22 protein-coding genes and 1 pseudogene are annotated in these 23,073 nt (G+C 71.0%); 8 read left to right on the top strand and 15 right to left on the bottom strand.

What is annotated here, in order from left to right:
• The first annotated feature begins 5 nt into the window (after nt 1-5).
• The 4 genes from KV557_RS23645 to KV557_RS23660 all read left to right on the top strand — a co-directional run bounded on the left by KV557_RS23645 (nt 6) and on the right by KV557_RS23660 (nt 6,545).
• On the top strand, nt 6-1,559 hold the full coding sequence (locus KV557_RS23645) for a glycoside hydrolase family 3 protein (RefSeq protein ID WP_218203458.1): 1,554 nt from the start codon (nt 6-8) through the stop codon (nt 1,557-1,559).
• A 462-nt stretch (nt 1,560-2,021) separates the two neighbouring features.
• On the top strand, nt 2,022-3,299 hold the full coding sequence (locus KV557_RS23650; RefSeq protein ID WP_218203483.1) for an extracellular solute-binding protein: 1,278 nt from the start codon (nt 2,022-2,024) through the stop codon (nt 3,297-3,299).
• A 171-nt stretch (nt 3,300-3,470) separates the two neighbouring features.
• Nucleotides 3,471-4,529, top strand: coding sequence for an SIS domain-containing protein (locus tag KV557_RS23655; protein ID WP_218203459.1), 1,059 nt, complete (start codon nt 3,471-3,473; stop codon nt 4,527-4,529).
• Between the two features lie 495 nt (nt 4,530-5,024).
• Nucleotides 5,025-6,545 carry a sensor histidine kinase gene (locus KV557_RS23660; protein ID WP_218203460.1) on the top strand — a complete coding sequence of 507 codons (1,521 nt, stop codon included), beginning with the start codon at nt 5,025-5,027 and terminating at the stop codon, nt 6,543-6,545.
• Between the two features lie 454 nt (nt 6,546-6,999).
• Here KV557_RS23660 and KV557_RS23665 read toward each other — a convergent pair whose 3' ends face one another.
• Together KV557_RS23665 and KV557_RS23670 are read right to left on the bottom strand one after the other, a co-directional pair.
• On the bottom strand, nt 7,000-7,251 hold the full coding sequence (locus tag KV557_RS23665; RefSeq protein WP_014138019.1) for a WhiB family transcriptional regulator: 252 nt from the start codon (nt 7,249-7,251) through the stop codon (nt 7,000-7,002).
• Between the two features lie 370 nt (nt 7,252-7,621).
• Nucleotides 7,622-8,593, bottom strand: coding sequence for a diacylglycerol/lipid kinase family protein (locus tag KV557_RS23670; protein WP_218203461.1), 972 nt, complete (start codon nt 8,591-8,593; stop codon nt 7,622-7,624).
• Nucleotides 8,594-8,643: 50 nt separating this feature from the next.
• On the opposite strand from KV557_RS23670, the gene KV557_RS23675 reads away from it, so the two are divergent.
• A complete protein-coding gene (locus KV557_RS23675; RefSeq protein ID WP_218203462.1) occupies nt 8,644-9,087 on the top strand; it encodes a hypothetical protein in 444 nt (147 codons plus the stop codon).
• A gap of 49 nt (nt 9,088-9,136) precedes the next feature.
• Here the strand turns inward: KV557_RS23675 and KV557_RS23680 are convergent, their stop codons facing one another.
• The 6 genes and pseudogenes from KV557_RS23680 to sodN form a co-directional block, all read right to left on the bottom strand.
• Nucleotides 9,137-10,132 (bottom strand): RNA polymerase sigma factor SigF, encoded by a 996-nt coding sequence (locus KV557_RS23680; protein WP_218203463.1) that lies wholly within the window; start codon nt 10,130-10,132, stop codon nt 9,137-9,139.
• A gap of 165 nt (nt 10,133-10,297) precedes the next feature.
• Complete coding sequence (locus KV557_RS23685; protein ID WP_218203464.1) at nt 10,298-10,708, bottom strand: anti-sigma regulatory factor; 411 nt, start codon at nt 10,706-10,708, stop codon at nt 10,298-10,300.
• A gap of 254 nt (nt 10,709-10,962) precedes the next feature.
• Entirely contained in the window at nt 10,963-11,439 is a 477-nt protein-coding gene (locus KV557_RS23690) for a GNAT family N-acetyltransferase (protein WP_218203465.1), read from the bottom strand.
• Between the two features lie 10 nt (nt 11,440-11,449).
• A complete protein-coding gene (locus KV557_RS23695) occupies nt 11,450-11,833 on the bottom strand; it encodes a nuclear transport factor 2 family protein (RefSeq protein ID WP_218203466.1) in 384 nt (127 codons plus the stop codon).
• 96 nt (nt 11,834-11,929) lie between these two features.
• Nucleotides 11,930-12,112, bottom strand: a pseudogene (locus KV557_RS42920) (ABC transporter substrate-binding protein); the annotation flags it as partial.
• An 86-nt stretch (nt 12,113-12,198) separates the two neighbouring features.
• Nucleotides 12,199-12,594, bottom strand: coding sequence for a superoxide dismutase, Ni (gene sodN / locus KV557_RS23700; protein ID WP_218203467.1), 396 nt, complete (start codon nt 12,592-12,594; stop codon nt 12,199-12,201).
• 258 nt (nt 12,595-12,852) lie between these two features.
• On the opposite strand from sodN, the gene sodX reads away from it, so the two are divergent.
• A complete protein-coding gene (sodX, locus tag KV557_RS23705) occupies nt 12,853-13,215 on the top strand; it encodes a nickel-type superoxide dismutase maturation protease (RefSeq protein ID WP_218203484.1) in 363 nt (120 codons plus the stop codon).
• A 4-nt stretch (nt 13,216-13,219) separates the two neighbouring features.
• Here the strand turns inward: sodX and KV557_RS23710 are convergent, their stop codons facing one another.
• From KV557_RS23710 to KV557_RS23730, 5 genes are all read right to left on the bottom strand, one after another.
• On the bottom strand, nt 13,220-13,804 hold the full coding sequence (locus KV557_RS23710; protein WP_218203468.1) for a CGNR zinc finger domain-containing protein: 585 nt from the start codon (nt 13,802-13,804) through the stop codon (nt 13,220-13,222).
• Nucleotides 13,805-13,916: 112 nt separating this feature from the next.
• Complete coding sequence (locus KV557_RS23715) at nt 13,917-14,711, bottom strand: amino acid ABC transporter ATP-binding protein (RefSeq protein ID WP_374106666.1); 795 nt, start codon at nt 14,709-14,711, stop codon at nt 13,917-13,919.
• Nucleotides 14,708-15,682 (bottom strand): amino acid ABC transporter permease, encoded by a 975-nt coding sequence (locus tag KV557_RS23720; protein ID WP_218203469.1) that lies wholly within the window; start codon nt 15,680-15,682, stop codon nt 14,708-14,710. The genes KV557_RS23715 and KV557_RS23720 overlap by 4 nt, the downstream gene beginning before the upstream one ends.
• Before the next feature lie 36 nt (nt 15,683-15,718).
• Complete coding sequence (locus KV557_RS23725) at nt 15,719-16,654, bottom strand: ABC transporter substrate-binding protein (RefSeq protein WP_218203470.1); 936 nt, start codon at nt 16,652-16,654, stop codon at nt 15,719-15,721.
• Between the two features lie 414 nt (nt 16,655-17,068).
• Nucleotides 17,069-17,995, bottom strand: coding sequence for an ABC transporter substrate-binding protein (locus tag KV557_RS23730; RefSeq protein ID WP_218203471.1), 927 nt, complete (start codon nt 17,993-17,995; stop codon nt 17,069-17,071).
• 588 nt (nt 17,996-18,583) lie between these two features.
• Between KV557_RS23730 and KV557_RS23735 the strand changes: the two genes are divergently transcribed.
• Together KV557_RS23735 and KV557_RS23740 are read left to right on the top strand one after the other, a co-directional pair.
• Nucleotides 18,584-19,780: an NAD(P)-dependent malic enzyme gene (locus KV557_RS23735; protein ID WP_218203472.1), complete on the top strand. Its 1,197-nt coding sequence runs from the start codon at nt 18,584-18,586 to the stop codon at nt 19,778-19,780.
• A 114-nt stretch (nt 19,781-19,894) separates the two neighbouring features.
• On the top strand, nt 19,895-20,857 hold the full coding sequence (locus KV557_RS23740; protein WP_218203473.1) for a zinc-binding dehydrogenase: 963 nt from the start codon (nt 19,895-19,897) through the stop codon (nt 20,855-20,857).
• A gap of 145 nt (nt 20,858-21,002) precedes the next feature.
• On the opposite strand, the gene KV557_RS23745 is transcribed toward KV557_RS23740, so the two are convergent.
• Nucleotides 21,003-22,028, bottom strand: coding sequence for a PadR family transcriptional regulator (locus KV557_RS23745; protein WP_218203474.1), 1,026 nt, complete (start codon nt 22,026-22,028; stop codon nt 21,003-21,005).
• A gap of 1 nt (nt 22,029) precedes the next feature.
• Complete coding sequence (locus KV557_RS23750) at nt 22,030-22,953, bottom strand: DUF4097 family beta strand repeat-containing protein (RefSeq protein WP_218203475.1); 924 nt, start codon at nt 22,951-22,953, stop codon at nt 22,030-22,032.
• Nucleotides 22,954-23,073: the final 120 nt, after the last annotated feature.

Below are 23,073 nucleotides of genomic sequence, written 5' to 3' on the forward strand. Positions count from 1 at the left end.
GAAACGTGAGCATCCTCGTCCCCACCGCCCCGGACAGCGACCAGCTGCACCGCGACGCCCTGACCGTGCTGCAGCCCGGCTTCGTCGGCACCGAGCCGCCGGAGTGGCTGCGCCGCCACCTCGCGGCCGGGCTCGGCTCGGTCGCGCTGTTCGACCGCAACGTGGTCGACCTCGACCAGCTCTCCGCGCTCACCAAGGCGCTGCGCGCGGAGAACCCCGACCTCCTGATCGCCATCGACGAGGAGAGCGGCGACGTCACCCGGCTGGAGGCGGGCTCCGGCTCGTCCTGGCCGGGCAACCTCGCGCTCGGCGCGATCGACGACCCGGCGCTGACCCGGGACGTCGCCCGCGAGCTGGGCCGGGCACTGGCCGCGGCCGGCGTGAACTACAACTGGGCGCCCACCGCGGACGTCAACTCCAACCCGCGCAACCCGGTGATCGGCGTCCGCTCCTTCGGCGCCGACCCGGAGCTGTGCGCCCGGCACACCGCCGCCTGGGTGGAGGGCCTGCAGTCGGCCGGCGTGGCCGCCTGCTCCAAGCACTTCCCCGGCCACGGCGACACCGCCGTCGACTCGCACCACGGCCTGCCGGTCATCGACGTCGACCTGGACGTGCTGCGCGCCCGCGACCTGATCCCGTTCCAGGCGGCGATCGCGGCCGGGACGAAGGCCGTCATGACGGCCCACATCATGATCCCGGCACTCGACCCCGAGCTTCCGGCCACGCTCAGCCCGACCGTGCTGCGCGACCTGCTGCGCGCCGCCCCGGCCGACGGCGGCCTCGGCTACCAGGGCCTGATCGTCAGCGACGCGATCGAGATGGGCGCCATCGCCGACACCTTCGGCATGGGCGCGGGCACCGTGCTGGCCCTGGCGGCCGGCGCGGACGCGATCTGCGTGGGCGGCGGCCTGGCCGACGAGGAGACCGTGCTGATGCTGCGCGACGCCATCGTGGCGGGCGTGCGGGCCGGCCGGCTCTCCGAGGAGCGGCTCGCGGACGCTGCGGACCGGGTGCGGGCGCTCGGCAGCTGGGGCCGGATCTCGGCCCAGGGCGAGCGGCCGGAGCCGGACCTGGCGGTCGGCCTGCGGGCGGCCCGCCGGGCGCTGAAGGTGGTCCGGGCGCCGGGCCGCGAGGTCCTGCCGGTGAGCGAGCGCCCGTACGTGGCCTCGTTCTCGGACGAGCCGAACATCGCCGTCGGCGACGTCACCCCGTGGGGTGTGGCGGGCATGCTGGCGGACCGCTTCCCCGGCACCCGCACCCGCGAGGTCGGCGCGGTCGAGGCGGCCCCCGAGCTGCTGGACGGGCTGGTCGCCGAGCTGGTGGCCGGCGCCGAGGGCCGCCGCATGGTGCTGGTGGTCCGGGACGCGCACCGGCACGCGTGGATGTCGGCCGTGCTGGGCCGCCTGGTGGCGGCGCGGCCGGACGCCGCCGTGGTGGAGATGGGGCTGCCCCAGTCCAAGCCGGTCGGCGGGCTCCACATCGCCACCCACGGCGCCGCCCGGGTCTGCGGGCTGGCGGCCGTGGAGGTGCTCACCGGGCAGCCGGGAGCGATCGGCTGAAGCCGGGGGAGGACGTCACCGGGAGTGCCCGGCAGACGTCGCCCGACGGGCCCGTCATGCGTATGCCGCATGGCGGGCCCGTTCCGTTCTCCCGGCGTTGGCCTGCGGCTTCGCCGTGTGACCGTGCTCCCTCAAGTGGGCCTTAAATCCGCCTTAAGTTCGACTTAGGGTGACGGCGACGCAACTGATCGCCACAGGATCGGTATGGGGTACAACAGCTCTGCAACGGCCTTGGCAGGAGCGGCATTTGGTCGTTGACACCACCAGTGGTCTAGGCCAGAGTCCACACATCCGGTTCGAACTTCAACCTCACCGGATGTGGTATCGGCCCTTCCCGAAGCTCTACGCCCCTGCCCGGACTCTCCGCCGCGGGCGCCATCACGCTGCCGGCGGGCACCAACGGCTCTAGCACCCTCGGAGGATGGCGTGAAGACGCGTCAGCTCGTCGCGACGTTCGGGATCATGGCACTGGCGGTCGGTACGACGGCCTGTTCCTCGTCCGGCTCACCGTCAGGGGATGGCACGGGCGCCGCCGCCGACCCGAAGAACCTGACCGGCACCGTCACCGTCTGGCTGATGGACGACGCCCAGAAGAACTGGCCCGACCTCGTGCAGCGGGTCAACGACGACTTCGCGGCCAAGTACCCGAAGGTCAACCTCAGGCTCGCCTACCAGGGCTGGGCGGACAAGGTGACCAAGCTCGACAAGGCGCTCGCCGACGGCAACGCCCCCGACGTGGTCGAGCTCGGCAACACCGAGACCATGAAGTACGTGCTGTCCGGCGCGCTGGCCCCGGTCGACCGGACCACCTTCGACAACTCCGACAGCTGGATCAAGGCGCTCGCCAACACCTGTACCTACCAGGACAAGCTCTGGTGCGTGCCCTACTACGCGGGCGCCCGGGTCGCCATCTACAACTCCGTCGCCCTCCAACAGGCCACCGGCAGCGCGGACTTCCCGAAGACCGAGGCCGACCTGACGGCGGCGCTCGACAAGGTCGCGGACAAGAACAGGTCCGACAGGAGCTACTCCCCGCTCTACCTGCCCGGCCCGTACTGGTACGCCGCGATGAGCTACGTGGCCGCGTACGGCGGCAGCATCGCCAAGTTCGACAGCTCCGGCAACTGGCACGGCACCCTGCACGACCCCAAGTCCCAGCAGGGCATCAGCCACTTCGCCGACCTGGTCCGCAAGTACAACAAGGGCGACCTGGCGGTGAACGAGCAGAACCAGTACGAGTCGATGGCCCGGGGGCGCACCGCGGCCTTCTACGGCAACGGCTACGAGGCGGCCGGCGTGACCGCCCCGGGCACCGGCGACCCGGGCCTCAAGGACGCCGTCAAGGTGGCCACCATGCCCGGCCCGGACGGCAAGCCGCTGCCCACCTTCATCGGCGGCTCGGACCTCGCCGTCACCGCCAAGTCCCCGCAGGTCGCGCTGGCCGCCGACTGGATCCGGATGTTCACCAGCACCAGGTCCCAGCAGGCGCTCGCCGACAAGGACATCCTGCCGAACAACCTCACCCAGCTGAACCCGCTGAAGAACAAGCCCAACACCGCCGCCGCGGCCAATGCGGTGCCGGACGCCTGGTTCACCCCGCTGGCACCCGGCTGGGGCGCGGTCGAGAAGCAGAAGATCCTGCCCGACATGCTGACCGCGATCCTCAAGGGCAAGTCGGTGGACCAGGCCACCAAGGAGGCCGACGCCGCGATCGACCAGCTGATCAACAACCCGTCCTGATCCCCTCCTCGCCCCGGGCGGACCGGCCCGGGGCGAGCAGGCGCGCCGCGGCCCCCGTAGGATTGCGGTAGGAATCACCGCAGCGAGTGTGCGGACTCGCCGCCGTTGGAGATCCCCGCCGGGCAGCCCTGCCCGGGCGGGGTCGAACCATCTCATCGGAGGCACATCCAGATGTCCGACACGCAGACTGTCCCCGTCCCCGGCCGGATCATGGCGGCGGAGATGGCCGAGCAGCCGGCCGTCCTCCAGCGCATCCTCGACGAGGGCGCCCCGAAGATCCGCGAGATCGCGGCCGAGATCGCCGCCCGCAACCCGCGGTTCGTCCTGCTCACCGCGCGCGGCACGTCCGACAACGCGGCGCTGTACGCCAAGTACCTGATCGAGATCCTGCTCGGCAAGCCGGCCGGCCTGACCTCGATGTCCACCACCACCGCCTACGGCGCCAAGCCGGACCTCACCGACGTCCTGGTGATCACGGTCAGCCAGTCCGGCGGCTCGCCGGACCTGGTGGCCTCCACCAAGGCCGCCCGCGAGGCCGGTGCGATCACTCTCGCGGTCACCAACAACGCCGCCTCGCCGCTGGCCGAGGTCTCCGAGTTCCACATCGACGTGCTGGCCGGCCCGGAGAAGGCGCTGCCCGCCACCAAGACCTACACCGCCGAGCTGCTCGCGCTCTACCTGCTGATCGAGGGTCTGCGCGGCGGCGACGGTTCGGCCGCCAAGGAGCTGCCGGGTCTGGCCGCCGGCATCCTGGCCCGCCAGGCCGAGGTGAAGGCCCTGGCCGAGCGCTACCGCTTCGCCCAGCGCCTGGTCATCACCTCGCGCGGCTACGGCTACCCGACCGCCCGCGAGGCGGCCCTGAAGCTGATGGAGACCACCTACATCCCGGCCTCCCCGTTCTCCGGCGCCGACCTGCTGCACGGCCCGCTGGCCATGGTGGACAACGTCTCGCCGGTCATCGCGATCGTCCCGGACGGCAAGGGCGGCGAGGCCCTGCAGCCGGTGCTCGACCGGCTGCGCGGCCGCGGCGCGGACCTGGTCGTCGTCGGCCAGCAGCCGCAGGTGGACGCCGCCTCCGCGGGCTTCGCGCTGCCGGCCGACGTGCCCGAGGAGGTCCAGCCGATCCTGGAGATCCTGCCGCTGCAGCTGCTGGCCTACGAGGTCACCATCGCCCGCGGCCAGGACCCGGACGCCCCGCGCGCCCTGGCCAAGGTCACCGAGACGCACTGACGACGCACTGACGATGCACTGACGCCCAGACGCGCGAGAGCCGGGCCCCCGTCCACAGGCTGTGGACGGGGGCCCGGCTCTTTGAGCGGCAGAACATGGCTTCGGCGGGGGAGTCCCCGGAAAGGCGCACCGGACGGGTCGCACCGGAAGGTGCCGTACCCGGAAAGCACTACGGGCCGCGGCGCCATGGGACCCTCAACCCATGTGGCGCCGCAGCCCGGAGCTGTCGTCGGGCGCCTTGGTCGACCGAGAACTGTGCGGGGTCCTCGCTCGGTGGCGTCCGACCGAGGAGGGGCCTCGCGCGGTCAGGGCAGTTGCGCGGTGGGCCTCTCCTTGGTGCCCTTTCATTGTGGACTAGACCAATCTTGGTTGTCCAGGCCGCTTGGCAAATTGGTCTGGACAACTTCGGACGACGGCTCCACCGCAGGCCGGGCCCGTGATCCACTCCGCGGTCCGCCGCGCCCCGCCCCGACCGACGGCGCTACCCTCGGCCATGTGCCCTCGCTGAACGAACTCGTCCGCCGCCACACCACCCTCACCGGGGCCGACGTGGAATGGCTCCACAACCTGGTCTCGGAGTGGCAGCTGCTCTCCGACCTCTCCTTCGCCGACCTGGTGCTGTGGATCCCCACCTGGGACGGCATCCGCTACGTCTCGGTGGCCCAGATGCGGCCGAACACCGGCCCCACGTCCTACCAGGACGACATGGTCGGCCACCTCGTCCCGCGCGGTCGCCGGCCACTGCTGGACGCCGCCTTCGACGAGGGGCGGATCGTGCGCGAGGGCGACCCGGAGTGGCGCGAGGAGGTGCCCGTCCGGGTCGAGTCCATCCCGGTGCGGCGCGAGGGCAAGGTGCTCGGCGTGATCGCCCGCAACACCAACCTGCTGACCGTCCGCACCCCCAGCCGGCTGGAGCTCACCTACCTGCAGAGCGCCTCCGACCTGGCCCAGATGATCGCCGCCGGCAGTTTCCCGTTCCCGGGCGTCGAGCAGGTCGACATGGACGCCGCCCCCCGGGTCGGCGACGGCCTGATCCGCCTGGACGCGGACGGCATCGTCACCTACGCCAGCCCCAACGCTCTCTCCGCCTACCACCGCCTCGGCCTCACCACCGACCTGGTCGGCAGCCACCTCGGCCGCGCCACCGCCGACCTCGTCCCGCCGTCCCGCGCGGCCGTGCACGAGGCGCTGGTGAAGCTGGCGAGTGGCTGGGCGCCCCGGCAGACCGAGGTGGAGGTGCAGGGGGGAGTGGTGACCCTGCGGGCGATCCCGCTCAAGCCCAAGGGCACGCTGACCGGTTCGCTGGTGCTCTGCCGGGACGTCACCGAACTGCGCCGCCGCGACCGCGAACTGATGACCAAGGACGCCACCATCCGGGAGATCCACCACCGGGTGAAGAACAACCTGCAGACCGTCGCGGCCCTGCTGCGGCTGCAGTCCCGCCGGATGGAGTCGGAGGCCGGCCGGGCCGCGCTGGACGAGGCGGTGCGCCGGGTCGGTTCGATCGCGATCGTGCACGAGACGCTCTCCCAGGCGCTGGACGAGCAGGTGGCCTTCGACGAGATCGCCGACCGGGTGCTCGCGATGGTGATGGAGCTGTCCCAGGACGGCCGGGTGGCCACCCGCCGTTCCGGCAGCTTCGGCATCCTGTCCGCCGAGGTCGCCACCCCGCTGTCGATGGTGCTGACCGAGCTGCTGCAGAACGCCCTGGAGCACGCCTTCGGCCCGACCGCCTCCGGGAACCTGGAGGTGAGCGCGCTGCGCGGGCGGGCGCCGGCCACCGGGATGGGCTGGTCGGACAGCTGGAACGGCGGCGCCCGGCCGGAGGAGTACCTGCTGATCACGGTCACGGACGACGGCCGCGGCATGCCCGAGGGGTTCGACCCGCAGACGGCGGGCAACCTCGGCCTGCAGATCGTGCGCACCCTGGCCACCGGTGAGCTGGGCGGCACCTTCGACATGGTGGCCGGGCCGAACGGCGGGACCAAGGTGATCCTGGAGATTCCGGTGCGTTGAGGCGCGCGGCGGGGGCGTGCGCTCGGCGGAAGCGCCGGGTGCACACCTCGCGAGCCCTGCGGCAGCAAGAGCCGAACGGGCGAGGAGACGGAAACCGGGCGCGGAGACGGCGGAGACAGCGGCGCGGCAACCGGATGCGGAAACAGAAACGAGGCCCTGTCGACCGGGGGGGGTGGGTCGACAGGGCCTCTCAACCCGTTCCGGCCGTCGGGGGGAGTCGGCCGGAACGGGGGCTCTGGGTGGTGCGACACCTCGCCGGTGCGTTGCACACGGTGAGCGCCTCAGCTCCACAGTATTGCTCTAAGTGAACAGTATCAAGTGGCTGGACGGTCCGGTGTCGCGGGACCTTGCCGGGCAAGGTCCTTTGTGCGGAAGGCTTCACCAGGAAGTGCAGGGAAGCCTTTGATCATGGGTTGATCGATACTGCGGTCACTGCTGGTACTACGGCGTGTGATCAGGCGGTCCGGGCGCGGTTGCGGGCGGCACGGCGCTTCATCGCGCGACGCTCGTCCTCGCTCATCCCGCCCCAGACGCCGGCGTCCTGACCGGTCTCAAGCGCCCACTGCAGGCACTGCTCCATGACCGGACAACGGCGGCACACGGCCTTGGCTTCCTCGATCTGCAGCAGAGCAGGACCGGTGTTCCCGATCGGGAAGAACAGCTCCGGGTCCTCTTCGCGGCAGACAGCGCGGTGGCGCCAGTCCATGGTCGTCCAACTCCTCCTGCCGGCGGGGGTGGCCCGGTCGGCATAATCGATGACTTTGTGAATGTGAACGCTTTCACGAATCCCGCAACAGCAAAAGAGACCAAAGGCCCGCCGGGCCCGGGTGGTCTGTGCTGGGGAGGGATTCGGCGATTCGAGGGACGCCCCGCGGTCGGCCTCCGTGAGGTGCTGAGGTTGCCGTCGCTGCGATGTGTCCCGATCGCCATGTAGAGGTTCGCAAACCTCGGGCCCGGATACAACCCCCTTCAGGGAGGAATTTTTGATTCTTCGGTGTCGCCTAGCTCACAGCCAGTACTTCTATGGAGTGAAGGGGGCTTGTGCGTTCGAGAAGAAGGGTGAACCCCCCTTCCGGTCACACAATCACACGCAGTGCCCGCCGTACGCCTGTGAAACTGACGCGACTCCTGTCTCCAAGATGGTCCCCATCGACCTGAAATGGCGCCGGTTCCTCTGAAACCAAGGTGAAGTGTCTGACGTCGTGATAGGAGACGACGTGCCTGCCGGACGGGCCGGCCGGCGGGGCGCCGTCGCCCGAAGGTGCGTACGACCGCAGGATCTGACGGATCGTTCGAGCCGTACCGAACGCCGTCATCCGGGTGATGCCGAAGACGTCGAGATCCGTGTCGAAGGAGGCGAGCGGCGAGGGATACACCGGGCGGTTGCCCAGGAACGTCCACGGCGAGGTGTTGCTGACTATGGCCAGCACCAGGCCCGGCACGGCCTCGTGGCCCGGCAGCTGCAGGGCGACCGGGCCGGAACGGCGCTGCTCACGCTGGGTGACGAAGTGCCGCAGCGCCTGCCCGATGTAGAGCCCGTGGGTGGACCTGCGCCCGGCCCGGCGCTGCTCCTCGACCCGGCCGACCACGCCGGCGTCGAAGCCGAGGCCGGCGGTGAAGGTGAACCAGCGGTCCGGCAGCCCCTCGGTCATCGCCTTGCCCAGGCCGATCGGCCGCTCGCGCCCGTGCTCCAGCGCGTCCAGCAGCGCCCCGGTGGCCTCCACGGGGTCGTTGGGCAGACCCAGCGCGCGGGCGAACACGTTGGTCGAACCGCCCGGCACCACGGCCAGTCGCGGGACCTTCTCGCCCGGGCCGTGCGCCAGCAGCCCGTTCACCACCTCGTTGACGGTGCCGTCGCCGCCCAGGGCCACCACCAGGTCGACCGTGCCGTCCTCCGCCGCCTCGCGGGCCAGGTCGCGCGCGTGGCCCCGGTACTTGGTCTCGGCCACTTCCAGCTTGAGGTCGCTGCGCAGGGCGTGGATCAGCACGTCCCTGGTGCGGCCACTGGTGGTGGTCGCCTTTTGGTTCACGACCAGGAGAGCGCGCATAGGGAAAGCCTACGGGTCGGTACGGACCGACCGGCGGCTACCCTGCTGGAGTGACCGCAGAATCCTCCGCACCCGTACCCCCGGCGCCCCTGCCCGCGGGCGGCCCCGCCCGCCCGGTCGCGCTGACCGTCGGCGCCGCCATCACCGCCCTGGAGGGCGCCGCGCTGGCCGTCGTCGGCGTCTGGGACATGGTGTCCGCGCTGTCCGGCCAGGCCAAGCAGCTCGCCCTGAACGAGTTCGGCGGCGCGGTCATCGTGCTGCTGGGCGTGCTGCCGATCCTGGCCGCCCTGGCGCTGCTCAAGGAGCGCCGCTGGGGCCGCAGCCCGGCCGTGCTGACCAACTCGATCTGCCTGCCGGTCGCTTACTACATGCTGAAGAGCGGCGGCGCCATGATCGGCGTCGGCGTGCTGGTCGGCGTGCTCGGGCTGGTGGGCATCGGCGCGCTGCTGAGCCCGAAGTCGACGGCGGCCCTGTACGCCGAGCACGAGGGCTGAGCGCACCGGGCCGCCGGTTCGACCGCGGCCGCCTGAGCGGCCGTCAGTTCTACTCCTCCACCAGGAGCTTCTCCCGCAGCTGGGCCAGCGTCCGGGCCAGCAGCCGGGACACGTGCATCTGCGAGATCCCCACCTCGGCGGCGATCTGCGACTGGGTCATGTTCCGGAAGAACCGCAGCACCAGGATCTTCTGCTCCCGGGGCGGCAGTTGGGCGAGCAGCGGCTTGAGCGACTCGCGGTACTCGACGCCCTCCAGCGCCTCGTCGGTGGCGCCCAGGGTGTCCGCCACGGCCGGCGACTCGTCGTCGCTGTCCGGGACGTCCAGGGACAGCGTGGAGTACGCGTTGGCGGACTCCAGGCCCTCCAGGACGTCCTCCTCGGAGATGCCCAGGTGCTCGGCCAGCTCGTGCACCGTGGGCGAGCGGCCGTGCCGCTGGGAGAGCTCGCTGGTCGCCGTGGTGAGCGACAGCCGCAGCTCCTGGAGCCGGCGCGGCACCCGGACCGCCCAGCCCTTGTCGCGGAAGTGCCGCTTGATCTCGCCGACGATGGTCGGCGTCGCGTAGGTCGAGAACTCGACCCCGCGCTCGTGGTCGAAGCGGTCCACCGACTTGATCAGCCCGATGGTGGCGACCTGGGTCAGGTCGTCGAGCGGCTCGCCCCGGTTGCGGAAGCGCCGGGCCAGGTGCTCGACCAGCGGGATGTGCATCCGCACCAGCTGGTTGCGCAGCTCGACGCGCTCCGGGGAGCCTTCGGGCAGCGCGGACAGCCGGACGAACAGCGCGCGCGCCGCCTCCCGGTCCGGCGCGCCGGTGCGGTGCGGGCCCTGGGCGGGCACCGCGCCGCGCAGGGCCCCGGCCGCGTCCGCCGGATCCGGCGGGGTCGGGGAAGCGGGCGTCGGCTCAGACGTCGGCTCGGTCGGCTGGCTCATCCGGTGGGCGTCCTTCGGGTGCGCTTCGTCGTTGGCGAGGCCGGGAACGCTCGCCTGGGTCGGTACGGCAGGGCCCGCCGTCGCGAGGCCGGTACGGTCCAGATCACTCACGGCCATTCCCCCGTTCCGTTCCGGGAGCACCGAGGCCGTCGGCCCCGGATTCGTCTCTGTGGTCGTACCGCGTGGTGGGCGGTACCGGGCGCCGCCCGTTCCGGCCCCGGGTCGGGGAGCCGGGCGGACGGCCCTTTGCGCGGTGCTGCCGGCGGTGCTGCCGCCGTGCCGCTAGTGGGCGGTGGAGCCGCCGCGCTTCTTGTGCAGGCTGATCGACACGGTGTTGTCCTCGCCGACCGAGGAGTCGACCTCGCCGGCCAGGGCGGAGAGCACCGTCCAGGCGAAGGTGTCCCGCTCGGGCGCCTTCCCGTCGGTGGTCGGGGCGGCGACGGTGACCTTCAGCGAGTCGCCGACCAGGCGGAACTCGCAGGACAGGACGGAACCGGGCACCGCCTGCTGGAGCAGGATGGCGCAGGCCTCGTCCACCGCGATCCGCAGGTCCTCGATCTCGTCGAGGGTGAAGTCGAGCCGCGCCGCCAGGCCGGCCGTCGCTGTTCGCAGCACGGAGAGGTAGGCCCCCGCCGCGGGCAGTCGGACCTCCACGAAGTCCTGCACTCCGAGATCGCCGTCGATCTGGGACACCCTTGCCTCCTGGGTGACGCGCTGTGCTTCCGGGCCGGTGGCCGCGGCGCTGTCTGTTGCTTGGCTCAACTGCTTCGCCCCAACTGTCCGTGTGTTGATACCCCTGAAAGGGTGGCCTTGCTACCCCTCAAAAGGGTGGTCAGACGCCGCGTTTCCGCCGTTGCTCTGTGCCTTCAGCACCCGGTGCGGGAGTTACTCATGGTAAGGCATTGCGACACAGGGTGGCAGGGGTCCGACCGGACTTGCCGGGGTACTCAGGGAGCGCCGGCGGCGGTGAGCGCCTCTCCGGTGAGCCGGTAGACGGTCCAGCCGTCCATCGGCACCGCGCCGAGCGACTTGTAGAAGTTGATCGAGGGTTCGTTCCAGTCGAGCACCGACCACTCCACCCGCGAGTAGCCCCGCTCGACGGCGATCCGCGCCAGCTCCAGCAGCAGCGCCTTGCCGTGGCCGCCGCCGCGGGCCTCCGGGCGGACGTACAGGTCCTCCAGGTAGATCCCGTGGGTGCCGCGCCAGGTGGAGAAGTTGAGGAACCAGACCGCGAAGCCGACCGGCTCGCCGGTGGTGTCGTCCTCGGTGATCAGGCCGAACAGCGCCGGGTCGGCGCCGAACAGCGCGTCGTGCAGCTGCTCCTCGGTGGCCACCGCCTCGTGCGGGGCCTTCTCGTACTCCGCGAGCTCGCGGATCAGAGCGTGGATGACGGGAACGTCGGTGGCGACGGCGGCGCGGATCATGGGGATGAGCCTACTGGCCGGGACCGGTCTCGTCCCAGGCCTGGATCGAGGTCTGGTCGACGATCCGCCCGTCCCGCAGGTCGGCCATCGAGGTCACCAGGACCCGGACGCCGTCGGGGTAGTGGCAGGACTCCATGAAGGCGACATGGTCGTCCTGGACCACCACCTGCTCCAGCGTGTGGGTCATCTCGCGGCTGTAGATGTCGCTCAGCATCGCGCCGATCTCGTCCCGCCCGTGCATCACCAGGGGGTGGCTGGGCTGGGTCTTGCGGTCGACGACTCGCAGTTCGGCGTCGTCGGCGTACAGCGCCAGCAGGGTCTCGGCGTCGCTGCGCTCGATGCCCTCGCGCAGCGCGCGGGTGTCGAAGGCGGTCGGCTCCGCCATGGTGGTCATGATCTCGCTCCTCCGGTCGGTTCCGTCGGCTCGTACTCCGAGCGTACGCCCGGCCGGAGGAGCGGGACCCCGGGCGTTTCGGCGGGCGGGGACGCCGCGCAGGTACGCGGCGAGGGCGGTGATCGCGGCCGGGTTGCGCGGGCTCCCGACCAGGTCGACGTAGTCCAGGACGAAGATCCGGTCGTTCTTGATCGCGGAGACGCCGGCCGGCGGGGGGAGGGACGTGAGGAACTTTCGCTTGGCCTCGGCGTTGGTCTCGCCGTAGTTGTCGATGACGATCGGACGGGAGTGCGAATGGATGTGAACGCACGACCGCCCCCGTCCGGCGGTCCGGACGGGGGCGGTCGGGTGGCGACGCGTCAGGCTCAGGCCTGCTTGGTCTCCCAGAAGATCTTGTCGACCTCGGCGATCAGGTCCAGCAGAGCCTGGCCGGTGGCCGGGTCGGTGGACGCCTTGGTGGCCGAGGCGGCCTTCAGGGTGTCGTTGATCAGCTTGTGCAGCTGCGGGTACTTCTCGAAGTGCGGGGCCTTGAAGTAGTCGCTCCACAGCACCGAGATGTGGTGCTTGACGGCCTCGGCGCGCTGCTCCTTGATGATGATGGCGCGGGCGCGGAAGTGCGGGTCCTCGTTGGCCTGGTACTTCTCCTGGGTGGCCTTGACCGACTCGGCCTCGAGCCGGGCCTGCGCCGGGTCGTACACGCCGCAGGGCAGGTCGCAGTGGGCGTGAGCGGTGGCACGCGGTGCAAACAGACGAGAGAACATGGGAGTCCTTCCTTAGATCGTCTTCCCGCGCCCGAGATTACCCTTCCGCCCTGCGGGTTTCGCGATCGGGCGGTGGGCCTAGGGCAAAAGGCGGATCCGGAACCGGGGTAATCCGGACATCGGACAGGTGACGGTCCGTACGGCAGACTGGGACGCGGTGGGCCGGGAGGAGGAGTCGTGGCGCGGAGGACGCAACCTGAGGGCGGCGCGCGGGGCAGCGCGGTGCCGTTCGGGCTGATCGACGTGGTGGGGCCGTCGATGGTCCCGACCCTGCGCGAGGGCGACCAGCTGCTGGTCCGGTACGGCGCGCGGATCCGCCCCGGAGCCGTGGTGCTCTTCCGGCACCCGTTCCAGCAGGACCTGCTCGTGGTGAAGCGGGCCGCCGAGCGCCGCCCGAAGGGCTGGTGGCTGCTCTCCGACAACCGGCCGATCGACAGCGACAGCCGCAGCTACGGCCCGGTCCCGGACGAACTCGTGCTCGGCCGGGTGCTGTTGCGGCTGCGCCCGCGCCCGGCCTGGCTGGCCCCCGGCCGCCGGCTGGAACGGCTGCTGCTCACCTCGCCGTTGGCCCGGGTGCCCGGTCTGGCCCGCCGCCTCGGCGTCTGGGTGGACGACCTGTAGCGGGTCAGGCCTGGGCTTCCAGCGCCTGCGCCTCCTGGCGCTTGCGGGCCCGGTACGCGGCGACGTTGGCGCGGGTGGCGCAGCGGTCCGAGCAGTAGCGCCGGGAGCGGTTGGTCGAGGTGTCGAGGTAGGCGTTGCGGCAGGGTGCGGCCTGGCAGATGCCGAGCCGGTCGGCGCCCAGCTCGGTCAGGTGGACGGCGAGGCCCATGCAGGCGACGGCGCTGAAGTGCGCGGTGGCGGTGGGCGAGTTGTCGGCCAGGTGCAGGTGCCAGCGCGGCCGGCCGGCGTCGTCCAGGTAGTCGTGCCCGGAGACCAGCGGGCTGACCGGGTACTCCATGAGCAGGCTGTTCAGCAGGTCGACGCCGCGGACCTCGTCGCCCTCGGCGGCGGCCTCGAAGACCCCGCGCAGCCTGGTCCGCACCGCCCGCAGCCGGGGCAGGTCGGACTCGTCGGCCAGGGCGGCGGCGCGAGAGGACTCGGAGAACAGGGCGCGTACCGCGTCCACCGAGGTCAGCGAATCGGTGCCGCGCTCGGGTTCCTCGGTGTTCACCAGCCGAACGGCGAGATCGGCATAGGAGGCGAGCTCCACGGCGGTCCTTCCAGTGTTTCGGTAACAGGCTGATTGCTTCAAGCCTATTACCCGGGTGGGGAAAACGGCGGCGCCCGGCAGGACCGGCCTGCCGGGCGCCGTCAGTACGGGCTCAGAGGACCTTCGACAGGAAGGCCCGGGTGCGCTCGTGCTGGGGGTTGGTGAGGACCTCGCGGGGGTTGCCGGACTCGACGACCACGCCGCCGTCCATGAACACCAGCGCGTCGCCGACCTCGCGGGCGAAGCCCATCTCGTGGGTGACGACGATCATCGTCATCCCGTCCTCGGCGAGGCCGCGCATGACGTCCAGCACGTCGCCGACCAGCTCCGGGTCGAGCGCCGAGGTGGGCTCGTCGAAGAGCATCAGCTTGGGCTTCATGGCCAGCGCACGGGCGATCGCCACGCGCTGCTGCTGGCCGCCGGAGAGCTGGGACGGGTAGCTCTTCGCCTTGTCGGCGAGGCCGACCCGCTCCAGCAGGGCCATGGCGCGCTCGCGCGCGTCGGCCTTGGACTCGCCCTTGACCTGCACGGGCGCCTCGATGAGGTTCTCCAGCGCGGTCATGTGCGGGAAGAGGTTGAAGTGCTGGAACACCATGCCGATGTCCCGCCGCTTCTGGGCGACCTCACGGTCCTTGAGCTCGTGGAGCCGGTCGCCCTTCATCCGGTAGCCGACCAGTTCGCCGTCGACCGAGAGGAGACCGCCGTTGATCTTCTCCAGGTGGTTGATGCAGCGCAGGAAGGTCGACTTGCCGGACCCTGAGGGGCCGACCAGGACGAACACCTCGCCCTTCCTGACCTCCAGGTCGATGCCCTTGAGGACCTCCACGTGGCCGTAGGACTTGCGTACGCCCTGCGCCTCGACCATGAGGGCGGTCCGGGCGTCGGCGGGCTTCGTCAGATCGGTCATACGTGACCACCTCCCTCGATCCCCGGGACCACGTCGTGCTCGATCTTCGGGACGGGCTTGCCGGCGAACAGCCGGCGCAGCCGCTGGAACGGCGTGGGCGGGAGCACCCGGTTGGCGCCACGGGCGAAGTGGCGCTCGATGTAGTACTGGCCCACCGTGAGGATCGACGTCATCAGGAGGTACCAGATGCTGACGACGACGAGCAGCGGGATGGTCTGGAAGGTGCGCGAGTAGATGTTCTCGCCGGCCCGGAGCAGCTCCTCCAGGGAGATCGCCGAGACCAGCGAGGTGGTCTTCAGCATCGAGATGGTCTCGTTGCCGGTCGGCGGGATGATCACGCGCATGGCCTGCGGCAGGATGATCCGCCGCATGGTGTTGAACTGGCTCATGCCCAGCGCGTGTGCGGCCTCGGTCTGGCCGATCGGCACGGACTGGATGCCGCCGCGGACGATCTCGGCCATGTAGGCGGCCTCGTTGAGGCCGAGGCCCAGCAGGGCCGCGACGAAGAGCGGGATCGCCTTGTTGGTCGGCTCGGACCAGAAGGCCGGGCCGAACGGGATGCCGATGGAGATGTTGGCCCAGAGCGCGCCCAGGAAGTTCCAGAAGAGCAGCTGGACCAGGACCGGGGTGCCTCGGAAGACCCAGATGTAGAACCAGGCGGTGCTGGAGAGCACGGGGTTCGCCGAGAGGCGCATGATCGCCAGCGTGATACCGCCGGCGACGCCGATCAGCATCGAGAGGAAGGTCAGTTCGAGGGTGACACCGAGGCCGTGCAGGATCGTGGAGTCGAACAGGTACTTGTTGACGACGTCCCACTGGAACTGGCGGTTGGTGACAAGGGCGTGGATCAGCATGGCCGCGAGGACGGCGACGACGGCTGCTCCGGCCCAGCGTCCGGGGTGGCGGACCGGGACGGCCTTGATGGTCTCAGGCCGTCCCGGGTGCACCGACCCCTGGTCGGAAGAGTTCACTGTGTGGCCTCAGGGGTTGTGTTCAGAAGAGCGGATTCAGCTGGTGGCGCCGTTGATGCCGGACTTGTCGATCGCGCCCGCCTGCACGCCCCACTTCTCCAGGATGCTCTTGTAGGTGCCGTCCGCCATCAGGGACTGGACGGCGCCCTGGACGGCCTTGCTCAGGTCGGAGCCCTTGGCGAGCACGATGCCGTACGGGGCGGTGTCGGTCACGTCGCCGATCTTCTGGAGCTGCCCGTTGGTCTGCTTGATCGCGTAGTCGACGACCGGGGAGTCGGCCAGCATCGCCTGGTCGCGGCCGGAAACCAGCGCCTGCGTGACGTCGGTCTGCAGGTCGAACTTGTCGCCGTCGTTCGGGATGGTCGGCTTGCCGGCCTTGACGCAGGCCGGGTTGATGGTGTCCGTGATGTCCTTGGCCTGCGTGGTGCCGGTCTGGACGGCGATCTTCTTGCCGCAGAGGTCCTTGGCGTCGATCTTGTCCGGGTTGCCCGTCTTGACCGCGGTGCCGGTACCGGCGCTGAAGTAGGTGACCATGTCGACGCTGGCCTCGCGCTCCTTCGTGTCGGTGAAGGAGCTCATGCTGAGCGTGTACTTCTTGGCGGTGATGCCCGGGATGATCGAGTCGAACGTGGCGTTCTGGACGTCGGCGGTCAGGCCCAGCTTCTTGGCGATGGCGTCGGCCAGGTCGACGTCCATGCCGACGATGGCGCCCTTGTCGTCCTTGAACTCGTTGGGCGCGTAGGACGCGTCCGTGGCGACGACGATCTTGCCGGCGCTCTTCACGTCGGCCGGGACGAGGGCGGCCAGCGACGGGTCGGCGGCGACGGCGGGGACCGTGACGCTCGGGTTCGCCGCGCTCGAACCGCCGGATGACGAGGAACCGCTGCTGCCGCAGCCGGTCAGGACGAGGGAGACGGACGCGGCAACCGCGCCGGCGGCGAGGAGCCGGGTGCGCTGGGTACGGGCGGTCATGAGGGGGATCTCCTCCTGAGGGAGAGGTCGGGCGGAGTGTGCCGCAGGGGGCGGCGCACCGGGGCAGCAGGCCGTACGGCGCTGTACGGGTGCGTGGCGCTGTACGTCGTCGTACGGGCAGGGCCGGGTTGTGCAGGGCCTGGAGCGGGGGTGTCCAGGGTCGTGCCTGGGTACTGCTTCCGCCACCCTCCGCCGAGGTGGACGTTGACCGAACCGCCTCGACCAGTGGCCGGCTCGATCCGAGATGGGGGGAATCCTGCCATCTGATGACGGTCAGGTGTCCCTCATTCAGATCAAAATCGGATAACGAGGGGCCGCACTGTCCGCTATTCGGACGATTCCCTTGCCCCTGTCACCCTGCGTATAAGTATGCAGATCCCCTTGCGCTGCGCCCGGAGGCCCGCCGCCCGCGGTTCAGATGCCGCCGTTGACCACCGCGTTCTGGGCGGCGCCCGCACTGACGTTCCACTTGGCGAGAATCTTGTCGTAGTCGCCGCTGCGGATGAGCTGGTCGACCGCCTTGGCCAGGGTGTCCCGCAGCTCGGTGTCGCTCTTGCGCAGCGCGATCCCGTACGGGTTGGACGTGGACTGCGCGCCGGTCACCTCGAAGCGGTTGCCGCCGTCGGTGGTCTTCGCCGCGTAGGCGGCCACCGGGAAGTCGTTCACCCCGGCCACGGCCGCACCGGAGGCCACCTCGGCCAGCGCCTTGGTGTCGCTGTCGAACTTGTGCGCGGTCAGCTGACGGCCCGTGCGGGCACAGACGGCCACCTGGCGGGTGATGATCTCGTCCTGGGTGGTGCCCTGCTGGAGCGAGACGGTCTTGCCGCACAGGTCGTCCAGCGTCTTGATGCCCTTCGGGTTGCCCTTCGGGACGACGATCGAGGTGCCGGCGATGAAGTAGTCGACGAAGTCGACGCCCGGGTTCACCTGCTTGCCGTTCTCGTCCAGGCCCTCGCGGCGCTGGCGGATGTCGCTCAGCGCGGACATCGCCACGTCGAACTGCTTGGACTGCAGGTTCGGTACCAGCTTGTCGAACGCGGTGTCGACGTACTCGATCCGCACGTCGAGGATCCTGCCGAGCGCCGTGGCGATCTCCGGGTCGAGGCCGGCCGGCTTGCCGTCGGTGCCGCGGAACTCCACCGGCGCGTAGTTCAGGTCCATGCCGATCCGCAGCACCCCCGCCGAGCGCTGGGCCTTCGGGAGCTTGGCGCGGATCTCCTGGACCGGGTCCTTCGCGGCGGCCTGCCCGCCGTCGTTGCAGCCGGTCAGCAGCAGGGCCCCGGCGGCGGCCAGCGCGGTGCAGGCGAGGGCCGTCCGACGGGGGTGGGGACGGTGGTGCATGAGGTTTTGCTCCTGAGGGAGGGTTGTGCGGTCGCCACGGTGTCGCGGAGGTGTACGCCGAACGGCGGACAAGCGATCCTTCCATCCCGGCCTGCCGGGCCCGGCGGCGGGTGTGTCAGAATTCGGTACCGGGTGACCCCCGAACGCTCGAACCAGACCGCCGAGTCCCGACAGGCTCGGGGTGTTCAGGACCGGAAGTCCTCACGCGGCTCCGTATCCGGAACACCTGCTCCCCTCCGTGTCTGCGTTCACTCCTGCGGGTGTGCGTGTGCCATCACCGTTGCCGCCGCCGGAGCTCGGCGCTTCCGACGCCGTGCCCCAGTGACGCGCCGACACGGCGATGAACCGCACGTGACGAGGACGAAAAGGCATAGGTGCGATGCCTTGGTCCGACCTACGCTCGCCCGGTAGTAGCACGACGCGGACAAACAAGACCCCATAAAACCCTCATCCGAGGGCGCCGCCCGACGGCAGCGCCCCGACCCCGTTCCGGGTCCGCTTCGGCGTACCCGGGTTTCCGGTTTCCGGACGGGGCCGCCCCGCCCGTCGGCCGCGCGTCCTCGCCAGATCAATGACGAAGAGGTCATCGTGGCAGCGGAGATCATCCACAGCAGCACCCAGGACACCGACGATCCGGTCGACGCCGTTTTCGCGCTCCACCGCGGCGGCAAGATGGAGATCCGCGCGACCGTCCCGGTGCGCGACGCGGACGACCTGTCCCTCGCCTACACCCCGGGTGTCGCACGGGTCTGCACGGCCATCGCCGAGCAGCCGGAGCTGGTGAACGACTACACCTGGAAGTCCAACACGGTCGCCGTGGTCACCGACGGCACCGCAGTGCTCGGCCTCGGCGACATCGGCCCGGAGGCCTCGCTGCCCGTGATGGAGGGCAAGGCCATCCTGTTCAAGCAGTTCGGCGGGGTCGACGCGGTGCCGATCGCGCTCGCCTGCACCGAGGTCGACGAGATCGTCGAGACCGTGGTCCGGCTGGCGCCCTCCTTCGGCGGCGTCAACCTGGAGGACATCTCCGCGCCGCGCTGCTTCGAGATCGAGCGCAGGCTCCAGGAGGCCGTGGACATCCCGGTCTTCCACGACGACCAGCACGGCACCGCGATCGTCACCACCGCCGCCCTGTGGAACGCGGCCGAGGTGACCGGCCGCGAGATCGGCTCGCTGCGGGCCGTCATCTCCGGCTCCGGCGCGGCCGGTATCGCCATCGCCAAGATGCTGGTCGCGGCCGGCATCGGCGACGTGGCGGTCTGCGACCGCAAGGGTGTGGTGTACGAGGGCCGCGGCGACCTCACCGACGTCAAGGCCGAGATCGCCGCGCTGACGAACCGTTCCGGCATCAAGGGCTCGCTGGCCGACGCGCTGGCCGGCGCCGACGTGTTCATCGGCGTCTCCGGCGGCACCGTGCCGGAGGAGGTCGTCGCGACCATGGCCGAGGGCGCGTTCATCTTCGCGATGGCCAACCCCAACCCGGAGATCCACCCCGAGGTCGCGCACAAGTACGCGGCCGTCGTCGCCACCGGGCGCAGCGACTTCCCGAACCAGATCAACAACGTGCTGGCCTTCCCCGGCATCTTCGCCGGAGCCCTGCAGGTCCGCGCGAGCCGGATCACCGAGGGCATGAAGCTGGCCGCCGCCAAGGCGCTGGCCGGCGTCGTCGCCGACGAGCTGACGCCGCAGAAGGTCATCCCCTCGCCGTTCGACGAGCGGGTCGCCCCGGCGGTCACCAAGGCCGTCGCCGAGGCCGCGCGCGCCGAGGGTGTCGCCCGGATCTGACGATCTGCTGATCTGCCGATCCATCGATCGGAACATATCGACGGCCGGGGCCGGGACACGCGTCACACCTACGCGTGGTTCCCGGCCCCGGCCGTCGCGGCTATCGTCCGGACCATGTTTGCTGCCTACGCCGCACGTATCGACGCCGACGACCCGCTCGGCGGACTGGAGTTGGGCGAACTCCCCGAGCCGCAGGCCCGCCCCGGGTGGAGCGTGGTCACGGTCAAGGCCGCCAGCCTCAACCACCACGACCTCTGGTCGCTGCGCGGGGTCGGACTGCCCGCCGAGAAGCTGCCGATGATCCTCGGGTGCGACGCCGCCGGCGTCGACGAACACGGCAACGAGGTGGTCATCCACTCGGTGATCGGCCAGAGCGGCCACGGGGTGGGGCCGGACGAGCCCCGGTCCATCCTCACCGAGCGCTACCAGGGCACCTTCGCCCAGCGGGTGGCCGTGCCGACCTGGAACCTGCTGCCCAAGCCCGCCGAGCTGAGCTTCGAACAGGCCGCCTGCCTGCCCACGGCCTGGCTGACGGCCTACCGGATGCTGTTCACCAACGCCGGGGTCAAGCCCGGCGACACCGTCCTGGTGCAGGGCGCCGGCGGCGGGGTGGCGACCGCGCTGATCGTCCTTGGCAAGGCGGCCGGCCTGCGGGTCTGGGTCACGGGCCGGGACGAGGCCAAGCGCCGGCGGGCCGTCGAACTCGGCGCCGACGCGGCCTTCGAGAGCGGTTCCCGGCTGCCCGCGCGGGTGGACGCGGTGATGGAGACGGTCGGCGCGGCCACCTGGTCGCACTCGGTGAAGTCGCTGCGCCCGGGCGGCACCATCGTCATCTCCGGCGCCACCTCCGGGCCCAACCCGAGCGCCACCGAGCTGAACCGGATCTTCTTCCTGGAGCTCAAGGTGGTCGGCTCGACCATGGGCACCAAGGAGGAGCTGGCCGGGCTGCTCTCGCTCTGCGCGACCGCCGGGGTCCGGCCGGTGATCGACTCGGTGCTGCCGCTGACCGAGGCCCGCGAGGGCTTCGCGCGGCTCGCCAAGGGTGACGTCTTCGGCAAGATCGTCCTCACGCCGTGACCCGAGCGCCCCGTGACCTGAGCACGCCGTGACCTGAGCACGCCGTGACCTGAGCGCGGGACGGGCCCGGTGCTCTCCCCCGAGAAGCACCGGGCCCGTTCGCGTCCCGTCCGGCCCGTCCGACCAGTCCGGCCCGTCCGGCCCGTCAGCCGAGCAGCCGCTTGAGCCGCTCGCCGGCCGTGCCCAGCACCGAGCGGGCCTCCGCCAGCCGCTCGGGCGTCACCCCGCCGTCCCGGGCCGCGTCGCGGACCTGGTCGCGGAAGCGGTCGAGCAGCCGCTCCAGCTCCCGGGCCGGGTCCCCGGCCGGGTCGGTCGCCGCCCACGGCGGCAGGTCGGCCGGAGCGGCGGCCGGCTCGTCCTTGTCCAGGTCGATCCGGGTCACCGTGACCTGCTCGGCCGGTTCGTCCGAGGGGTGGCCCCAGCGGGCCGCGTCGGCCAGCCCGGCCAGACCCTTGGTCAGCTCCGACAGGCCCTCGGCCAGCCCGGTCGGCCAGTCGCCCTTCGCCGCGTGCTCGCGCACCTGCTGCTCGACCCGGCGCTTGATCCGCAGCGCCTCCTGCTGGGCCGCCGTCCGCGCCGCCTTCGACTGCTCGCGCAGCCGGTGGGTCTCCTCCTCGGCGGCCTTCGCCTTGGCCTTGGCGGCCTTCTCCTGCTCCTTGGCCCGCTTGGCCTGCTCCATGGCGTGCCGCTTGAACTCGGCGAACTCCTCCTTGGCGCGCTGCCAGGAGTCCTTGTCCCCCCAGGGCCCGGCCCACGGGTCCCCGCCCTCGGCGCGATCCGGCTTGGGGGCCGTCCTCGCGGCGTTCCACAGCTCCTCGCGCAGATCCTTGGCGCTGTCCCGGACGTCCTCGCGGATCGCCCCGGCGAGCTGCGCCACGGAGTCGTGGATCTCCAGCTCCAGCTCGTCCAACTCGCTGTGGCGGTTGGCGAGTTCGGTGCGGCCGGCGTCGGTGAGCCGGTACACCTTGCGGCCGCCCTCGGTGCTGTGGGCGACCAGGCCCTCCTGCTCCAGCTTGGCGAGCCGCGGGTAGACCGTCCCGGCGGAGGGCGCATAGAGGCCCTGGAAGCGCTCCTCCAGGAGGCGGATCACCTCGTAGCCGTGCCGCGGGGCCTCGTCGAGGAGCTTCAGCAGGTAGAGCCGGAGCCGGCCGTGGCCGAAGACGGGGGTCATCTCATGCCTCCTTGGTGAGGTCGGGTCCGGCCGGCTTGTCGAGGTCGGGGCCGGCCGGGAGCTCCCGGACCACCACCGGCGCGTCGTCCTCCGGGTCCGGGCGGCGCAGCACGGTGACGGCGCCGGAGACGGTGGTCACCGCGAGGCTGCCCTGGCCGTCGCCGAGCTGGCCGGACAGCCGCTTGGCGCCCCAGCTGCCGCCCAGTTTGAGCTGGTCGAAGGTGCTGGAGATGTCGCCGCTGGTGGAGCCGGCGTCGACCTTGGCGTCGGCCAGCGAGGGGAGCCGGACGGCGACCGGGCCGCTGACCGTGGTGACCTTGATGTCGGCCGGGGTGGGGCCGTCGAGGTCCAGGGTGACCGCGCCGGTGACGGAGTTGGCCTGGACCCGGTCGGCGGTGCCGGCGACCACGGTGAGCTGTCCGGAGACGGTGTTCACCTTGAGCTGCCCGGCCACCGACTGGGCGTCGACGTCGCCGGAGACGGTGTTGGCGTCGGTGCGGCCGCTGAGGCCGACCAGGGTGGCGTCGCCGCTGGCGCTCTGCACCGAGACGTGCCCGGCGAAGCCGGAGACGGTGCTGTCGGCCGAGACGGTGCCGACCTTGACGTCGGCGGCGGCCGGCACGGTCAGGGTGATCCCGGCGATCCGCTTGCGCTTGAGCGAGCTGAAGAATCCCTTGACCGAGTTGACCGACTTGAGCCAGTCGCCGACCTCGCCCCAGCTGCTGATGTCCTTGTAGGTGACCGTCAGGACACCGTCGACCAGGGTGACGTGCAGCGGCTCGCCGCTGAGCTCGGTGACCTCCAGGCGGGCGGGGCCGTCGGCCGCCACCACGTTCACCGTGCCGTCGATGATCCGCACGTTGAGTGCGCGCACCGCCTCGTCGATGGTGATCCTGTCGGGTCCCTCGACCGTCCACTGGCTCATCTCTGCCGCCTCCCGTGTGAATCGCGATGTATCGCGTTCTCTGCTGAAGACGATATATCGCGTGGCGGGAAAAGCAAGCGGTTCCGCCCCGGATCCGGACCCGGACGCGCCCCTGAGCCC

This window comes from Kitasatospora aureofaciens, assembly GCF_019192735.1.
Classification (GTDB): Bacteria; Actinomycetota; Actinomycetes; order Streptomycetales; family Streptomycetaceae; genus Kitasatospora; species Kitasatospora aureofaciens_A.

Excerpts from the sequence above, each read along its gene's own strand:
- KV557_RS23650 (WP_218203483.1), top strand. The coding sequence starts at position 2,022 with ATGGCACTGGCGGTCGGTACGACGGCCTGTTCCTCGTCCGGCTCACCG.
- KV557_RS23655 (WP_218203459.1), top strand. The coding sequence starts at position 3,471 with ATGTCCGACACGCAGACTGTCCCCGTCCCCGGCCGGATCATGGCGGCG.
- KV557_RS23665 (WP_014138019.1), bottom strand. The coding sequence starts at position 7,251 with ATGGACTGGCGCCACCGCGCTGTCTGCCGCGAAGAGGACCCGGAGCTG.
- KV557_RS23670 (WP_218203461.1), bottom strand. The coding sequence starts at position 8,593 with ATGCGCGCTCTCCTGGTCGTGAACCAAAAGGCGACCACCACCAGTGGC.
- KV557_RS23680 (WP_218203463.1), bottom strand. The coding sequence starts at position 10,132 with ATGGCCGTGAGTGATCTGGACCGTACCGGCCTCGCGACGGCGGGCCCT.
- KV557_RS23690 (WP_218203465.1), bottom strand. The coding sequence starts at position 11,439 with ATGATCCGCGCCGCCGTCGCCACCGACGTTCCCGTCATCCACGCTCTG.
- KV557_RS23695 (WP_218203466.1), bottom strand. The coding sequence starts at position 11,833 with ATGACCACCATGGCGGAGCCGACCGCCTTCGACACCCGCGCGCTGCGC.
- sodN (WP_218203467.1), bottom strand. The coding sequence starts at position 12,594 with ATGTTCTCTCGTCTGTTTGCACCGCGTGCCACCGCTCACGCCCACTGC.
- sodX (WP_218203484.1), top strand. The coding sequence starts at position 12,853 with ATGGTCCCGACCCTGCGCGAGGGCGACCAGCTGCTGGTCCGGTACGGC.
- KV557_RS23715 (WP_374106666.1), bottom strand. The coding sequence starts at position 14,711 with ATGACCGATCTGACGAAGCCCGCCGACGCCCGGACCGCCCTCATGGTC.
- KV557_RS23725 (WP_218203470.1), bottom strand. The coding sequence starts at position 16,654 with ATGACCGCCCGTACCCAGCGCACCCGGCTCCTCGCCGCCGGCGCGGTT.
- KV557_RS23730 (WP_218203471.1), bottom strand. The coding sequence starts at position 17,995 with ATGCACCACCGTCCCCACCCCCGTCGGACGGCCCTCGCCTGCACCGCG.
- KV557_RS23740 (WP_218203473.1), top strand. The coding sequence starts at position 19,895 with ATGTTTGCTGCCTACGCCGCACGTATCGACGCCGACGACCCGCTCGGC.
- KV557_RS23745 (WP_218203474.1), bottom strand. The coding sequence starts at position 22,028 with ATGACCCCCGTCTTCGGCCACGGCCGGCTCCGGCTCTACCTGCTGAAG.
- KV557_RS23750 (WP_218203475.1), bottom strand. The coding sequence starts at position 22,953 with ATGAGCCAGTGGACGGTCGAGGGACCCGACAGGATCACCATCGACGAG.